The following is a 15,013-nucleotide window of genomic DNA, read 5'->3' on the forward strand; positions in this document are numbered from 1 at the left end:
CCGCATTCCGGGTCGGTCCGGGCGCGCTCGGCGGCTTCTGGACATCGACCGGCCTCGCGCAGGCGCCTGGCGCGGCACGCGCGGCGGGCGCCGGGAGCGGCGTCGCCAAGGTCTGGCTGGATGGCCGGGTCCGGCCGGTGCTCGACCGCAGCGTGGCCCAGATCGGCGCACCGGAGGTCTGGCGGGCCGGGTACGACGGCAGCGGCATCGACATCGCCGTGCTGGATACCGGCGTCGACGCCAGCCATCCCGATCTGGCCGGCAAGGTGGACGCGGCGGTGAACTTCTCCGACAGTCCGGCCGCGGAGGACCACGTGGGACACGGCACGCACGTGGCCGCCATCGCCGCCGGCACGGGTGCGGCCTCTGGCGGCCTGCGCAAGGGCGTCGCGCCCGGGGCGCGGGTGCTCTCGGGCAAGGTGCTCAGCGACGACGGGCTGCACACCGAGCCTGTGCCGGTGACGGAGGACCTCGTCTACACGAACGCAGGACCGAACCCGACCACTGTGGACATCGCCGCGCCGCGTGGGATCGTCCCGTCGCTGACCCCGGTCACCGTGCCGGCCGGCGGGACGGCCACCGTGCCGGTCACCCGGCGCCCGCCAGGACGTGACGGCCGGCACCACCGGCGGTGAAGGCGTGTACAAGCTGGCGTTGAGCGTACGCCGCGGTGAGCCGGGCACCGAGATCCGTGACGAGTGGCTGTGGGGGAGCGCCACGGAAACGGTGTGGGAGTTCCGCTCCGACCGACCGCTGCCCGGGACAAGGGCGCTGCTTCCCCTGCTGCAACTGGACTACGCCCCGCCCACGGACCTGTGCGGCACGGTATCCGCAGGCCACCCACACCGCCTGCCGGTGACCGTGCGCCAGCAGCCCGGCCTGCCCGCGCCGCGCGGCGCCCGGATCACAGTGGACGTCTCATTCGACGAGGGGCTGTCATGGCGGGCGGCGCGAATCAACGGCACCGGACGCGAGGTGGTGGCCACGATCGCCGCCGGCGGCGCGCCAGGAGGCACGGTATCGCTGCGCGTACGGGCCCGCGACACGGCCGGCAACGCGATCGAGCAGACCGTGCTCCGCGCGTACGGACTGCGGTGATGCGGTCGGCCGGCGCTTGCCCGCTACTCCCGCTGCTAAGAGGCGATCGGGCAAGCGTTCCAACCGCGTCGCCGGGCCCATTAGGAGGAGATCCTCACCGGCCGGTGAAACCCTTCACGCGGGCTGAATCTCGGGCGGTAGCGAGCTGGGCGGTGGTGACCTTCGCGTCGGTCAGGTCGGCGTCGGTCAGTGTCGCATTCCTCAGGTCAGCGTCGGTTAGGTCGGCGTGGGAGAGGTTGGCGTATGTCAGGTTGGTTTCGGCCAGGTGGGCTTTGGTGAGGCTGGAGTAGCGGAGGTTGGCGCCTTCGAGACTGGAGCCGGTCAGGTCCGCCCGATCGAGGGTGATGAAGCTCAGGTTCGCTTCGAACAGGCTGATGCCGGTCAGGTTCGCGCTGGTCAGATCGGCGCCGGTGAAGTCGTTGACGGCCAGGTTGGCATGGGCCAGGTTGGCGCCGGTCAGGTCGATGTCCGTTAGGTTGGCGCCGGTCAGGTCTGTGCCGGGTAGGCGAGCACCGGACAGGTCCGCGTCGATCAGCGATGTTCCGGTCAGGTCGGCACTGGTCAGGTCCATGCCGGACAGGTCCGCGGAGTTGAGGTTCGCGCCGCCGAAGTCCATGCGAGGTGTGGTGGCCGGCCGTCGGCCAAGTACTGCGAGCGCGGCTTGGACGTCGACGGATACCTTGGCGTTGGCGTTGGCGCGGAGGTTTCGTGATCCGTGCTCGCGGACGTAGGCGGAGAGTACCTCCACGATCGTCTCGGCGTCGCGGGGCGAGTCGCCGATCAGCCGTCCCAGCGAGTAGATCCCGCCGAGTCGCACGTCGACCTGGTCGGAGCCGAGCTGGTCGGTTGCCCTCCCGAAACGATCCGTAATCTGGCCCTGCGTGTTGAGATCCTGCTGGGCGCGGTTGGCCTCGTTGGTGTAGTAGAGGCCGGCGGCGACGAGCAGGACGGAGACGACGCCGGCAAGGGCTGTCGCCGTCTGCGACCAATGTGGTCGTTGGCCGGCTTCGGGCCAGCGCTGCAGCGTTCGCCGGCGGCGTCCCAGCCGTGCGGAAAGGGTCCTCTGGACCGGGCGGCCCGTCCGTCGCGCGGTGGTCATGTCCTCAGTGGAGCGTGGGTCAATCGACGTCTCGTAGTCATTCGATAGCTGTTTGTTTGGCCCACCGCTATCGCCACATCGCGCGCGATCACCAGTCGGGCCGGCATCCCGATCGCGGATCGGGGTGACAGCGCGGGTCATGGCAGGCCGGCCTGCGGGTGACCCCTTCGAGCCGTCCCTCACAGACCGATCAGCTCGACGGTCCGATGGGCGGCCCCGCCGCCGCGGGCGCACGTTCTGAGAGCGACGTTTCACCTTTCGTGTGACCACGCCCACGTCGCCAAGCCTCGAACCGAATCGCCCCAGTGTGCGTGTCATCCGTGTTCGGCCGTCTCAACGATTGAAGGTCCGCCCCTCGACAGCGCACTGACTGCGCTTGCGGGGCAGGAAGAAGTAGAGAATGAACGGATACGACTACGTCGTAGTCGGTGGCGGTACCGCCGGGAGCGTGCTCGCCGCCCGCCTGTCGGAAGATCCCGCCGCGCGAGTCCTGCTGCTCGAAGCCGGGCCGGCCCGGCCCACCGAGGACGTCTCGACCCCCGGCAACTGGCTCAATCTCCGCGGCACCAGCGCTGACTGGGCCGACCGCACCGTCGAGCAGCCCGGGCTCGGGCGCGCCATCGACTGGCCGCACGGGCGAGGTCTGGGCGGCACCTCCAACATCAACGGCATGGTGTTCGCCCGGGGCCACCGCGCCAGCTATGACGCCTGGGCGGACGCGGGTGCCAAGGGCTGGGGATTCGACGACCTGCTCCCGTACTTCCGGCGGACCGAGACGGCAGTTGGCCGCGACTCGGCGGTGCGTGGCACTGATGGGCCGCTCATCGTCCAGCCGACGGCGAGCCGGCATCCGGCGACCGCGGCGGGACTCGCCGCCGCTGTCCAAGTAGGACACAGGTGGGCGGTCGACATCAGCGGCGGCCTGGAGGACGGGTTCGGTTGGGTCGACATCAACGTCGTCGACGGCCGGCGGCAGACGGCGGCCGACGCGTACCTGCGTCCGGTCCTCGACCGCGCCAACCTCCAGGTGATCACGGGCGCGCTGGTGACGCGTATCCTTGTCCACGATGGACGGTGTACCGGAGTGGAGTACACAGCCGGCGGGGTATCGAACCAGGTGAAATGTTCCGGCGAGGTCGTCCTCGCCGCTGGCACCATCGACTCCGCGAGGCTGCTGCTGCTTTCGGGCATCGGGCCGGCCGATCACCTGCGCGAGGTTGGCATCGATGTCGTGCTCGATCTGCCTGGTGTCGGCGCCAACCTGCACGACCACCCGTTGTCCGTCGTGGCATTCTCGGCCCGGCAACCGATCCAGGTCGGTACCGCCAACCACATCGAAGGGATCGGCCTGCTGCGCAGCGACCCCGGCTTGCCAGCCCCGGACCTGCAGACCCTGTTCATCACGCCTGCGTCCGGTGACAACGTGAACGCTTTCGCGCTTACCGTCGGCCTGCAGACCCCGCACAGTCGGGGAAGCCTGCGCCTGGCCAGTGCGGATCCCAAGGCGCGGCCGCTGCTGGACCCGGGCTACCTCGCCGATGAGCGTGACGTCGCCGCCCTGGTCAGCGGAGTGGAGAAGATCCGCGAGATCGGGTGGGCGTCGGCGCTCGACCCGTGGCGCGCGGGGGAACTCGTCCCCGGACCGAACGCGCGGGACCGGCGTGCGGTCGAGGCTTTCATCCGGGCGAGCCTGCAAAGCATCTACCACTACGTGGGTACCTGCCGGATCGGCACCGACCCGATGGCGGTGGTCGACACCGATCTGCGGGTGCGGGGGGTCGAGGGGGTACGGGTGGCCGATGCCTCGGTGATGCCCTCGGTTCCGACGGCGAACACCTACGCCTCGGTCCTGGCGATTGCCGAGCGGGCGGCGGCGCTGATGACTACGTAGCTTCGATCATTTCTACGCCGTGCTGTCGGTCGACGTGAGCCTCAGGGTCGCGGCCGAACCGCCTCGACGAACTGGCGGGCAGAACCTCTGACACCGGCTCGCCGCCCGCGTTGGATCGCGGGCGGCGAGCTGTTTTAGAGCATCGGGTCGATGATCGTGTCCGGGTTGGCGGGCCGGCGCGAGCGGACGAGCACGGTGGCCTTGGCGGAGGGAAGCCACCAGGGTGTGTTGACCACGGCGTGGACCGGGCCACGCGGGTCGTGGTTGGTGAAGACTGTGCTGCCGCGCTCGCGCCACTCCCACCGGACGGCCTGCCACAGGTGTCGCGCGTCATCCAGGTGTCCGGGGGCGAACCAAACCTTGTCTGCCACCACGTTGCGGAGGCGACCGTCCGGGGGATGACGTGGAGGACGCGGTTCGCCAGCCGGATCGAGAGTGGTGCGTGCCGTACCACGAGCGACTGCAGGCGGCCCTCCTCGCGTAGTCCGAGGCCGGCCAGCAGTCGGCCGGAGCGGTCGGTGGCGACGAGGTAGTGGTTGACCGGTTGTGGCAGCGGGCTGGCGGCCAGCCACGAGCGGAGCCGCTCCGGATCCCAGCGGTGGCCCAGGTCGTATCCGCGGCCGAGGAGCGCTGCGGCGATCTGCTCCAGGTCGGCCTCCTCGGCAGGTCGTATCAGCAGGTCCGGCCGCCCGCGCGGCGGACGGCGCCGCATCGGCACCGGGATGACCGTCATCTGGCCCGCGCTGCCGGTCGCCCACCAGCGGGCGGCAGCCGTCGATGCCTCGTTGCCGGCCTGGATGTTCGCAAGCACGAGCACGTCTTCGCCGGCCGACTCGGTGGCCAGCTGGATGCGGTGGCGGGCGAGGGCGGTGGCGACACCGCGGCGCCGGTGGGCCGGGTGCACCGCGAGCGCGCCGAGCAACCCGTAGCGGGTCCAGGCGCCGGCGAACCGGCACTCGCCGAGGCTGAGCTTGGCCGAGCCGAGCAGGCCGGGCTTGTCCGTTGCCTCGGCGACCACGGTCAGGACCTGGTCGTTGACCCCATCCGGCCCGTAGGCGCCCAATACGTGATGCTCCCGGTTGAACTGCACGGCGCCGCTGTCGGGCGCCGCGTTGGCGATCCGCTGGATCGCCGGATAGTCCTCGTTGCGCGCCGTGCGTACCCGAATGCCGCCCTGCTCCATCTCGATGGTCCTTCTCTCGCCGATCCCGTTCCGCCTGGGCAACGTGTGTTCTTGCGATCTGGTTCACGGTGACAGGGGCAACCACGCCGCCGAAAGACCGACGTGAGTATTCGTCCATCAGACGTAGACGGCGCTGGCCTACGCCCCACAGTGGGCGGGCCGTGGGCGCTGATCGATGTCACGCGTCGCCGATCGTCATCGTCACCCGCAGGACGCCTTCCGTGGCGGGCGTCAACGCAAGGCCGAGCCGTGCGGCCAGGCGCCGCGCCTTGATGTTGTCCGGGCGGATCCAACCTTCGACCGCCCGGGCGTCCATCGCCCTCGCGCGCTCAAGTTGACAGCGGGCGAAGGCCTCGCCGACACCGAGCCCCTGCCACTCGTCGACGAGGAACGTCGACGCCTCGACGATCCCGGGCGTGGCGGTGCGAAGCACACTGCCGAAACCGATGAGCCGGCCGGGGGCCGACTGCGGTACCAGCACGCCGGTCCAGCCCCGCGCCGGATCGGTCAGAAGCCGCCACTCCGCCGGCCGGAGTGCCTCCCGCGGTGAGTGGTACCGAGCCAGCCGGCTGCCGTGCGACGCGCGCCGGTGCAGGTCATTGATCATCGGCAGGTCGGCGACCCGGCCGGCGCGTACGAGCAGAAGCTTTTCGGGTGATCGGCCGCCGGGCAACGCGCACACGGCGGTCTCGGGTGCGGTGTCCGCGCCAGATCTGTACACAGCATCCAGACAAGACCGCCGGGTATCGACGTCGGATCGACGTCGGATCGACAAACGCTAGCCGGTGGCGCGTGGATCGCGCGTCGATCCGGTGTACATCCGGCGTAGACAGCGGCGCCATAGCATGGCCGGCGCCGTACCGGCGGATTCTCGCACCGGCCGGGAACCGAAGAAATGGATGAGGCACCGATGAACGTCGTGGACTCCGTGTACGACCTCGAACCGCAGTTGGCGAACAACCGCGACTACTGGCTCGGATACGGCCGAGCAGACCGGTTGGACGGCGATGTGACGCTCTACCGCAGCGGCGTGCGGCACCCTCAGCTCAACGGCGTGCTGCGCGTGCGGGAGGGGGCGCTGGACACGGCTCTGACCGAGGCGAAGCGGCTCGACGGGGTGCCGTGGATATGGTGGGTCGGGCCGGACAGCTACGTCGGTCTCGCCAGCGACCTCGTCGGCGTTGGAGCCACGCGGGTGGGCGCGATCCCTGTCATGGCGGTCTCGCTCGACGGGGTGAAGAATCTCCCGTCACCGCCGGATCTCTCGATTGTGGAGATACCTGGCCGGTACGGCCTGCGCGAGTGGGTGGAGGCGTACGCACCGTCGATGGGTGTCACGCCCGACCAGCTCGACGCCGACCTGGCCATGGAGGAGGAGCGCCCGGACGGGCCGGTTGAGCTGGTCCGCTTCGGCGCGCTGCTGGACGGCCGGATCGTCGGCACCGCGACGCTCTTCGACCGGGCCGGCGCGGCCGGCATCTACGTGGTCACCACGCGTGTGGAGTACCGCCGGCGGGGAATCGGCGCGGCGGCGACGGCGGCCGCACTCGACGTCGCCCGTTCGCGCGGGCTGCGGGTGGCGACACTGCAGGCGAGCGAGGCCGGCGCCGAGGTGTACCGGCGGATGGGCTTCGAGACCGTCGCCACGTACGACATCGTCGGGCTGTAGCGCGCTGTGCGGTCCGACAGCGAGGTCGCCCACCTGATCGCCGCTCTCTGTCCGGGTGACCGGGGCGCCGTCGACGGCGGTATGCGCCAGGCCGCCTCGTGCGCCGGCGACGTCACCGTCGCCGACCTTGAAAGGCTGCTGGACGGCCTGGTCCGCGCCGCCGCCTGGGACCCGGTGGCGCTGCGGCGGGCGGTGGCGCCGGTCGTCCAGAGCCTCGGCCCGGCCCTGGACGGCCATCAAGGGATCGGGGCGTGCCTGCACGGCCCGATCGGGTTCATGGTGCGGGCGGCGATCGGAGCTCCCCAGGCCATGCCCTGGCGGCCCGCGCTCTACCGAACTCGTGACAAGGCGACCGGACTGCCCGCGTCGCTGCCCGTCGACAGCGCCGTGGGCACGCTTCAGCGGTGGTGGATCCAGCGGATCGTCGAGGTGGGCATCCGGTTCGTGGACGGTCCAGTACCCGCTCTTCTCGCCACGCCCACCGATCCTTCCGGCGCGATCGACCCAGCGGTCCTGCTGGACCGGATCGCCGCCGCGGAGCGCGACGGCTGGGAACCGCCCCGGTACGACCTGGGACAGGCATTGCTGCGGCTGCCACGCGACGTGCCGGCGCCGGTGGCGGGGCAGGCGAGCAAGCTCGAGTCGCCGGCCGGACGGGCGCTAGCCGCCTGGATCGCCGGCGGCGGGCTGCCCGATCCGGTCGCCACGCGGCTGGCCGTGCTCGGGCCGCTGGGCCGCTACGACGGGCCGAACTGGGACTACCGCCGCCTGCCCAGCCGCCGGATGCTGGTCGACCTGGCCCCGCCGCCGGGGTACGAGGACGAGCATCAGGTCCTCACGTTGGCCGCGCCGGCTCGGCTGACCGGCACCGGTCGGCCGCACGGGTACCCGGTGCTGTGGACGGCGGTGCTTCCGGCGCATCGAGAGGTGGTGGCCGCACACGCCCTCGGCGCGGTCGCGGCCGCCGCCGACGCTGACGAGCGCGGTGCCGCCCCGATCTTGACGCAGCTCGCGCGCGCCGCGGGGCCACTGGGCCCGGCCGCGCACCTGGCACTCGCGTACGCCAGCGCCGCCCGGCACGGGACCGACCGGACCGCCGCCGCGGACGCCATCCGTGCGCTGGACGCGAGTGGCGAACTCGACGCCGCCACGGTCGGTAACGAGATCGGCGAGCTGGCCGCCGACCACCTGATCAAGCTGAAGGTCAACCGGATCGCCGGGACACTCGGGGCGGTGAGCGCGGCGGGGGCGCCCGCGCTCGCGTGGCGCGTGGTCGCCGCCGCACTGCCGCGACTGCTCACCGCCCGCGATGCCCGCGCCGGCCTGGCCGACCTGCTTGACCTGGCCATCCGCTGGTACATCGCGGCCGGTGCCCCACCCACCCGGCCGATCCCCGAGCTCGCGCGGCTGTCCGGCGGCGGGCGCACGGCGGCTGCCGGTCGGGCCTTGGCGGCCGCGATCGGTACGCGATAGCTGCGGGCCCGCCGCGGCTCTGCCGGCGAACTGTCGTGCGGGTCGGGCTGCCTTGCCCGCGAGAGATGACCGCGGGCAAGGCAGAACGTGCTTTCATCGCACCAGTTTGACCGGCTTCGCATCGACCTTTACGCGTGCCACCTGGTATGGCGGAATCCGGTGGTCAATGCCGTTGAACAGCGGGGCGCGCGGCAACTGGTTGAGGCTCACGTACAGGTAGCCGTCCGCGCCGAGCGACAGCGTGTCCGGCCAGAGCGCCCCGGGTGCGTGAAGCAGGGTCGACCAGGTGCCGTCCTCGGTCCGTTTGAGCACCGCGCTGTGCTCGTAGGCGGTCACATAGATCGCTCCTGCGGTGTCCGACTCGAGGCCGTCCGAGGCGCCCTTGTCGCCATGGTTGACGACCTGCGCCGCCACCTCGTCGTCGCTCAGGTCGCGATCGATCAGCGCCGCCGTTGGCACGCTGTACAGCTTGCGGCTGGACAGCGGGCAGTAGTACAGCCGCGAACCGTCGGCGCTGATCGCGATGCCATCCGCGCCGACCGCATAGTTCTCCCGCACGACGCCCTGCACGATGGCCCGGAAGCCCGGCTCAGCGTGGGTGCTGACGTGGCCACGCAGCTTCGCCCAGCTCTCGCCGGTGGCGAGGTCGACGACGATCAGTGCACCCTCGGCCTGTGAGTCGGTGATGTATGCGTATCCGCCGTCACCACGCGACAGGTCGAACCGCACGTCGTTCAGGTAGGTGGTCGGCGTGAGTGCCGCCGGCCGCAGGATCCGCAGCACCTGGTTGGTTGCCAGGTCCACCTCCACGAGCTTGGGGCCGTCCTCGACCCACGGGGCGAAGGCGACGCTGCCGGTATCGAGCAGCCACAGGCGCCCGTCCGGCGCCACCACGACGCTCTGTACCGAAACCAGGCCCTCGTCATTGAACTGCTGGCTCGGGTAGGCGATCGGCTTGCCATCGACGATCTCGGCAACGGTGAAGGGCGCCTCGTCACCCCAACGCGGCACGCTGATGAACAGGCGCCCGTCATCCGCGACGGTAACGCCGGTAAGCATAAGGTTTTCGAGGTTGGCTACGATTTCGAAATCGGTGGCCAGCCACGCGCCGAGGGGGTTCACTTCCCGAACCACGGAGTGATGACCGCGCGTGCCAAGGTGTGGCTGGCCATGTTGAAGCCGACAAAGGCCGGCGTGGATTCCTTGTCGACGCCGAGCGACTCGACGTCAAGGGCGTGTACCGCGATGTAGTAGTGGTGCCGGCCGCTGCCGGGCGGCGGGGCCGCGCCGATGTAGCGGCGCAGGCGCGCGTCGTTCGCCACCTGCCAGGAGCCGCCCGGCAGCTGCGCGCCCTCCGCGCCGGCGTCGGCCGGCAGCGAGGTCACGCTGGCCGGGATGTCGGCGACAACCCAGTGCCAGAACCCGCTGCCGGTTGGCGCGGTCGGGTCATAAACGGTGACCACAAAGCTCTTGGTAGCTTCAGGGAAGCCGCTCCAGCTCAGCTGCGGCGAGATGTCGCTGCCGCCCGCGCCGAATACGCCACTGGCCTGAGCGAGGGTCATTTCCTCGCCGTCGCTCACATCGGTGCTCGTGACGGTGAATGCGGGGACCTTGGCAATGTCGTCGTAGGGAGTACTCATTGCTTCTCCTCAAGCGGGCGCGTCGGCCCTGGTCGTCGATCGAGGGACACTGGGATCCCGAACGGCGACGAGGCTAACCGCACATCGGTAGTTACCCGCAAGGGCGCCAAGTTTCCACAAAGAAACCATCGCAGCTCAGCGTCGGGCTCTGACGCAGAAACGGCGGTGCGGCGAGCAAGACGGCGGGCCCGCTGCGGCGCAACCTGCGGCCTGCCCGGACGTGGCACCAGGACATCTTCTCCCAGACCACTGGCTGGGCTCAGGGTGTCCGGTCCGGAGGTGGAAGCTCACACGGACGTGGTCAAGGCGCCCCGTACGCCTGCCTGAACTGGGGTGATATCGGCCTCACCTTCAGTCGTTGCCTGCGGGGAAGAACCAGGCAGAGCTCACCGTTCAGGCTGGCGATGCGCTGATGCGCATGATCCAGAAGGCCTACGGGTACGACGACGAGAAGGCCTACCACAGGGTCGGAATCACCTCAATGATCGGCGAGTCGGACGAGCACGTAATTACGACCCTCGACGACATGCGCCGCATCACCGATTACGCCAAGCAGCACAGCATCGGGCGCCTATCCTTCTGGTCGCTCAACCGGGACCGGAAGTGCCCGGACGGCACCCGCGGGCCCGACGATTGCACATCCATCGACCAAGAGCAGTGGGCCTACACCAAGATTATCCTGGCCAAGATTCGGGTGAAGCGGGTCGGGGGGCGGCCACGCACCCGCCCGGACCGGGTGCTGGCCGGCAAGGCCTACTACCGGCAACGGCACGCCGTCGAGTGCGGCATCAACCAGCTCCAACAACACCGCGCCATGGCCACCAGATACGACAAACTCGCCGTCGGCTACGAAGCCACCGTCACCATCGCCGTGATCAACCAATGGCTATGAAGCCTTCCCAAACACGGCCTACACCCCGACCAAAACGCGGATCGTGTACTGCAAGGACGGTGACCGGCGCGGCGACCTCTTCGCCCACTGGGCATGGGCCCACACCCCTGGCAGTCAGGATGACAAGAGCTGGGGACGGGAGACTGTCATGCCCAGATCTGTGAGAGCCGGGAGGTGAGTCCCCTCCCGGCTACTCGCTGACGCTATGTTCCGCAATGCGTAGATGATCAAGCGGTGGCCGCCTCGCGTTCACTCTCCTCGCGAGCAAGATCTCGAATGGCGGCTGTGTACTAACTCTTGATCTGGCAGGTTGAGCCGCTATCAGTCCTGGTCAATCAGAAGCACGGTATCCGATTCACGCAGGGCCGTGCCGATCGGCTGATAGATCAAGGTGTCGGTGTCGGGGTCCACGCCAGCTCGTGAGCCGCTCGTCAGACCTTCCGCGAAGACTTCGTTGGTCGCAAAGAACGAGTAGACCGGGCCACCGCTGTCGCCGCTGTCGGCGACCACGTTTGCGATCGAGGCACCAACCAGCGGAGCCCCGCCCACGCGCACCTCGGCGTCATGTGCGGTGATCGGGCCGCATGTGTTGCCTGTGGTCTTGCCCTTCTTGCAGATCAGGGAACCGACTGGCGACTTGCGGATCCCCCGGATCGGTGCCTGGCTGTTGTCCGGCAGCAGGAATTGGTTGGTCTCTTGATCTGCGACCCGATTGGCGTCCAGCGTGCCCCAGTCCGATGATGAGAAGTTGTGACTTAGTCGGCTGCCGATCACGGCGCCTTGCGTAGCGTGACTCCAGGTTGTCTGTGGGCCGTCCTTGTCGACGCAATGGCCGGCCGTCATCACGACGGGGGTCGCGAAGCCGTTGGGGTTGAAGGACCTACCACGCACCCACCATCCGAGCGAACAGCGCGTAGCGGCGCTGCTGATCTCGTCTCCGGCGAACATTTCGGTGAACTCGACCCGCCGCTCGACGTAGCGGATCTGCACCCCGTCACCGAGGCTCTCCAGCGCCGCCACGGCGGCGGTCGAGAGGCTCTCCCTGGTCGCCTCGACGACTACCGTGTTTTCTTTGACAGCAATGTATGCGGTCGCCCAGCGAACGTCGTTTCGCCGAAGCTCCCTGCTCACCCGCGTCTGGATCTGTCGCAGCTCGGAGGTCGAGCGACCGACGACGCGCGTCTGCACGTCTTGCCCGCGAAACTGTGCGGCGCGCCTGTCACTGGTCACTGCCACGGTCAGCTTACCCGTGTTCCAGTCGATCCAAGTGCCCGCGGCCCACTCGTCGTCGAGACGACCACTGACGTCCTCATCGAGCTTCACCAGGCGCGACTGAAGTTTCAGCCGTTCGTCCTTCGTCGGGTCGTTCGTGAGGCTCGTGTCGGGGGACGGATTCGCCTTGTTGGCGGGCGCCTGCTCGTTGGAGGCGCCGCAGGCGCTGACAACGACTGTGGCGACCGTCGCGAGAGTGGCGAGAGCAATACGCCCAGCTCTAGTCGGCAATATCCACCTTTTCGGAACGCCCATGTGTCTTCCTCTTCTTCGACGGCTCGTCGCGCTGGCGGCAGCGAGCGGCTGCCCAAACTTGGGTCAGCCACGCCGGAACGTGCGGACGCGTCGACCGGTTCAGCCGCACGCTCGACCAGCCGAAACGTTGCGACATCTACAAGCTTCTCTGCAATAGAGGTAGGGATCGCTCGGAGGCTCAGACACGGGCCTAGTCGACATCCGGTCGGCGTACCTTGGTCGTCGGAGTCGCGCAGACCGTCGTACCCCAGCGGGTGGATGCGCCCAAGCGGCGGGCCAATGCAGCGCCGCAGCCTTAACCCACGCGTCGCCGGGAAAATCGATGTACGGAAAGTAGGGAGCGACGTCACTCATGGCAGACGCGATGCCCTCCACCCCACACGGGCGGAAGCCCAGTCGCCACACCCTCCGACTTTGCCGGCCTGTGCCACCGAGTTGGACGGGACAGCATCAACCTGCGCCCGGGTGGGTGCACCGTTCCAATGTGGACAGGCTCCCCACATCGGACTCGAAGTCCAAGGCGCAGAAGGGTTCAAGGTCGCGAACGAACCGTCTTGTTACAAATCACTATCTTGCGGCGAGCACTCGCCAGAGCACGGCAGCGTCGGCCGCTGACCTGAGCCGACCAACGGCATCGATCGAGGAGCATCTCGACCTCTCCCGCCGCTGAGATTCCACGATTTGAAACAGCCGCAGACGAACGCGAACCCCTCAGCAGCCCGGGGAACACCATCGTGGAAGCGATAGCCTCGCCCGCGGCGACGGCCATGCTCAGCGCGGTGGCGCGGCAGTGAAAGGCGTCCGCGAGATGCCGCAGGCTGGTGTGGGGGCCAGCGTCGGCGAGCACGCAGTACACCCGATGGACTCGTCGACCGCGGTCAGGGCCGCCTGGGCGCGTCCTGCGTGTATCAGAGACGCCGAGGCTGAAAGGGCGCGAAGTTGGGCAGGTCCACGGCGGCCAGGTGGCGGTGGATCGCGACGGCTTCCTGGACCAGGACCAGCGACGCTGAGTAGCGGACGCACTGACATGCCGCTGAGCGCGTGCCCGATCTTGCGGGCGGGTAGCGAAGTGATCAGGCATCGTGCCATCTCAGTAAGTGCTGACATGCAGAGCCGATGCCGCTCGGCCGTCTGAGCGTGCACGAGTACGCTCGCGGAAAGCTTGGCGAACCTACTCCTCTTCGGATGGAATCTGCGGGCTTAATCAACGACTTCATCGCTCGCTACACGAGAGGAGTTCGACTTCCGTAGTCGCCGACGGCAACGTCGTCAGCGAGACGACGCACGGCTTCAGTCGATGTGTGCACGATCGTGGTCGACCGGGCGTTGGGCAGACCATTCCGCGGGCGACGAGCACCGCAGATCTGCCATCCGGCATCCAGCTCTGCTACCAGTCGCGCCACTCGTCGGTAAGTTCACTGCCGTCGCGCCCACGGCGAGCGGTCAGTGCCTCCACATCGACGCCTGTGGCCGTCAGGACGTCGTCGATGTATTCGCACAGTTCCTCGCGGGTGATGGTGTCGATGTGGCCGCCGAAATCTTCGTCGACACCGTTCAGGGCGAGCACGACCCGCTCGACTGCGGCCCAGATGGCCTTGTCGGCCGGGGCGGTCCCCAGCTCAGCGACGTCTCGTTCATACGCCGCCAGCGCCGCGTCGACGCCGACAATGAACTCTGCAGGCCATGCCTTCGCCGCATACGCCTCATCACGAGGCAACGTCCCGGCAGCGACCGCCGCCTCCTGATCGGCCACCTCTCGCCGCCATCGGTCCGTCATTCGCTCGATCACGGGCGACAGCCTAGATGGCGCTCCTCGAACAAACTCACCGTTCTTATCGCACGACTGTCGGGCGTTGGCTGGCCAGTTCGGCCCTGGCCTGGCGGAACTGCTCCGTGCTCAGCGCCGGTTCCGGCAGGTCGTGCCGGTTGCCGGCGCGGAGCCCGTCGATCATCAGCTGTACGTGGCGCCGCCACGCGTTCGGCGCGACCTGGCGGGTCGCCTCGGTGATCCGGCCGTTCGCCCACAGCAGCGTCAGTATGTCGGTCATCGTGATGTCCGGGCGAACGACCCCGGCCGCTTGGGCCCGACCGAGGATGCTGTGCGTGAGCTCGCAGATGCGGCGGTACACCGCATCGCTGCGTTCGTCGCTCGCGAGGGGTTGCGTGATGAACTCGCTGAAGCCGCGATCGCATGCCTGAGTGCCGCACAGCGCGTTGAGGAATGCGCTGAACCCGTCCCACGGGTCAGCCAGGGCCACGGCCGTTTCGGCGTCGGCGAAGAACTGGGTCAGCTTCGGCTCGAACGCGGCCAGCAGCAGATCGCGGCGCGCGGGGAAATGCCGGTAGAGGGTACCGATCGCCAGACCGGCGTCGCGGGCAATCTGTTCCAGCGACGCGTCCATCCCGTTTCGGGCGAATTCCGCCCGCGCGTGCTTCAGAAACAGCTCACGATTGCGCCGGGCGTCCCGGCGAAGGAACGGCGGCGGGTCGGTGGCGGGCGGCACGGCCCAAGAGTACCCGAGGGCAGCCTCACCTTAATGT

The 15,013-nt window shown here is 68.9% G+C and carries 13 protein-coding genes and 1 pseudogene; 6 read left to right on the top strand and 8 right to left on the bottom strand.

All coding sequences use genetic code 11. The annotated features are described in order from the left end of the window. Positions 1 to 137: 137 nt before the first annotated feature. Together Pflav_RS05425 and Pflav_RS05430 are read left to right on the top strand one after the other, a co-directional pair. The gene (locus Pflav_RS05425; protein ID WP_232071004.1) at positions 138 to 635 is read left to right on the top strand and encodes a S8 family serine peptidase; all 498 of its coding nucleotides are present in this window, start codon (positions 138 to 140) and stop codon (positions 633 to 635) included. Further along, positions 610 to 1,098 carry a hypothetical protein gene (locus Pflav_RS05430; RefSeq protein WP_173034228.1) on the top strand — a complete coding sequence of 163 codons (489 nt, stop codon included), beginning with the start codon at positions 610 to 612 and terminating at the stop codon, positions 1,096 to 1,098. The genes Pflav_RS05425 and Pflav_RS05430 overlap by 26 nt, the downstream gene beginning before the upstream one ends. A gap of 94 nt (positions 1,099 to 1,192) precedes the next feature. Here Pflav_RS05430 and Pflav_RS05435 read toward each other — a convergent pair whose 3' ends face one another. Continuing rightward, positions 1,193 to 2,197, bottom strand: a complete 1,005-nt coding sequence (locus Pflav_RS05435) for a pentapeptide repeat-containing protein (RefSeq protein WP_173034230.1) — start codon at positions 2,195 to 2,197, stop codon at positions 1,193 to 1,195. A 400-nt stretch (positions 2,198 to 2,597) separates the two neighbouring features. On the opposite strand from Pflav_RS05435, the gene Pflav_RS05440 reads away from it, so the two are divergent. Then, positions 2,598 to 4,088 (top strand): GMC family oxidoreductase, encoded by a 1,491-nt coding sequence (locus tag Pflav_RS05440; protein ID WP_173034232.1) that lies wholly within the window; start codon positions 2,598 to 2,600, stop codon positions 4,086 to 4,088. On the opposite strand, the gene Pflav_RS05445 is transcribed toward Pflav_RS05440, so the two are convergent. Beyond that, positions 4,081 to 5,271: a GNAT family N-acetyltransferase gene (locus tag Pflav_RS05445; protein WP_173034234.1), complete on the bottom strand. Its 1,191-nt coding sequence runs from the start codon at positions 5,269 to 5,271 to the stop codon at positions 4,081 to 4,083. The genes Pflav_RS05440 and Pflav_RS05445 overlap by 8 nt on opposite strands. A gap of 178 nt (positions 5,272 to 5,449) precedes the next feature. Continuing rightward, entirely contained in the window at positions 5,450 to 5,992 is a 543-nt protein-coding gene (locus Pflav_RS05450) for a GNAT family N-acetyltransferase (RefSeq protein WP_173034236.1), read from the bottom strand. Positions 5,993 to 6,181: 189 nt separating this feature from the next. Between Pflav_RS05450 and Pflav_RS05455 the strand changes: the two genes are divergently transcribed. Together Pflav_RS05455 and Pflav_RS05460 are read left to right on the top strand one after the other, a co-directional pair. Beyond that, positions 6,182 to 6,940, top strand: coding sequence for a GNAT family N-acetyltransferase (locus tag Pflav_RS05455; protein ID WP_173034238.1), 759 nt, complete (start codon positions 6,182 to 6,184; stop codon positions 6,938 to 6,940). A 6-nt stretch (positions 6,941 to 6,946) separates the two neighbouring features. After that, entirely contained in the window at positions 6,947 to 8,413 is a 1,467-nt protein-coding gene (locus Pflav_RS05460) for a hypothetical protein (protein ID WP_173034240.1), read from the top strand. 93 nt (positions 8,414 to 8,506) lie between these two features. Here the strand turns inward: Pflav_RS05460 and Pflav_RS05465 are convergent, their stop codons facing one another. Together Pflav_RS05465 and Pflav_RS05470 are read right to left on the bottom strand one after the other, a co-directional pair. Continuing rightward, the gene (locus Pflav_RS05465; RefSeq protein ID WP_173034242.1) at positions 8,507 to 9,535 is read right to left on the bottom strand and encodes an L-dopachrome tautomerase-related protein; all 1,029 of its coding nucleotides are present in this window, start codon (positions 9,533 to 9,535) and stop codon (positions 8,507 to 8,509) included. Then, positions 9,532 to 10,053, bottom strand: a complete 522-nt coding sequence (locus Pflav_RS05470) for a YbhB/YbcL family Raf kinase inhibitor-like protein (RefSeq protein WP_173034244.1) — start codon at positions 10,051 to 10,053, stop codon at positions 9,532 to 9,534. The genes Pflav_RS05465 and Pflav_RS05470 overlap by 4 nt, the downstream gene beginning before the upstream one ends. Positions 10,054 to 10,729: 676 nt before the next feature. On the opposite strand from Pflav_RS05470, the pseudogene Pflav_RS05475 reads away from it, so the two are divergent. After that, positions 10,730 to 10,945 (top strand): annotated as a pseudogene (locus Pflav_RS05475) (IS5 family transposase); the annotation flags it as partial. A 321-nt stretch (positions 10,946 to 11,266) separates the two neighbouring features. Here Pflav_RS05475 and Pflav_RS05480 read toward each other — a convergent pair. From Pflav_RS05480 to Pflav_RS05490, 3 genes are all read right to left on the bottom strand, one after another. Next, on the bottom strand, positions 11,267 to 12,472 hold the full coding sequence (locus Pflav_RS05480) for a S1 family peptidase (RefSeq protein WP_173034246.1): 1,206 nt from the start codon (positions 12,470 to 12,472) through the stop codon (positions 11,267 to 11,269). Between the two features lie 1,387 nt (positions 12,473 to 13,859). Next, entirely contained in the window at positions 13,860 to 14,261 is a 402-nt protein-coding gene (locus Pflav_RS05485) for a hypothetical protein (protein WP_173034248.1), read from the bottom strand. Positions 14,262 to 14,304: 43 nt separating this feature from the next. Next, a complete protein-coding gene (locus tag Pflav_RS05490) occupies positions 14,305 to 14,976 on the bottom strand; it encodes a TetR/AcrR family transcriptional regulator (protein WP_197937979.1) in 672 nt (223 codons plus the stop codon). Positions 14,977 to 15,013 lie beyond the last annotated feature (37 nt).

It is taken from the genome of Phytohabitans flavus, from assembly GCF_011764545.1.
In the GTDB taxonomy this organism is placed as follows: domain Bacteria; phylum Actinomycetota; class Actinomycetes; order Mycobacteriales; family Micromonosporaceae; genus Phytohabitans; species Phytohabitans flavus.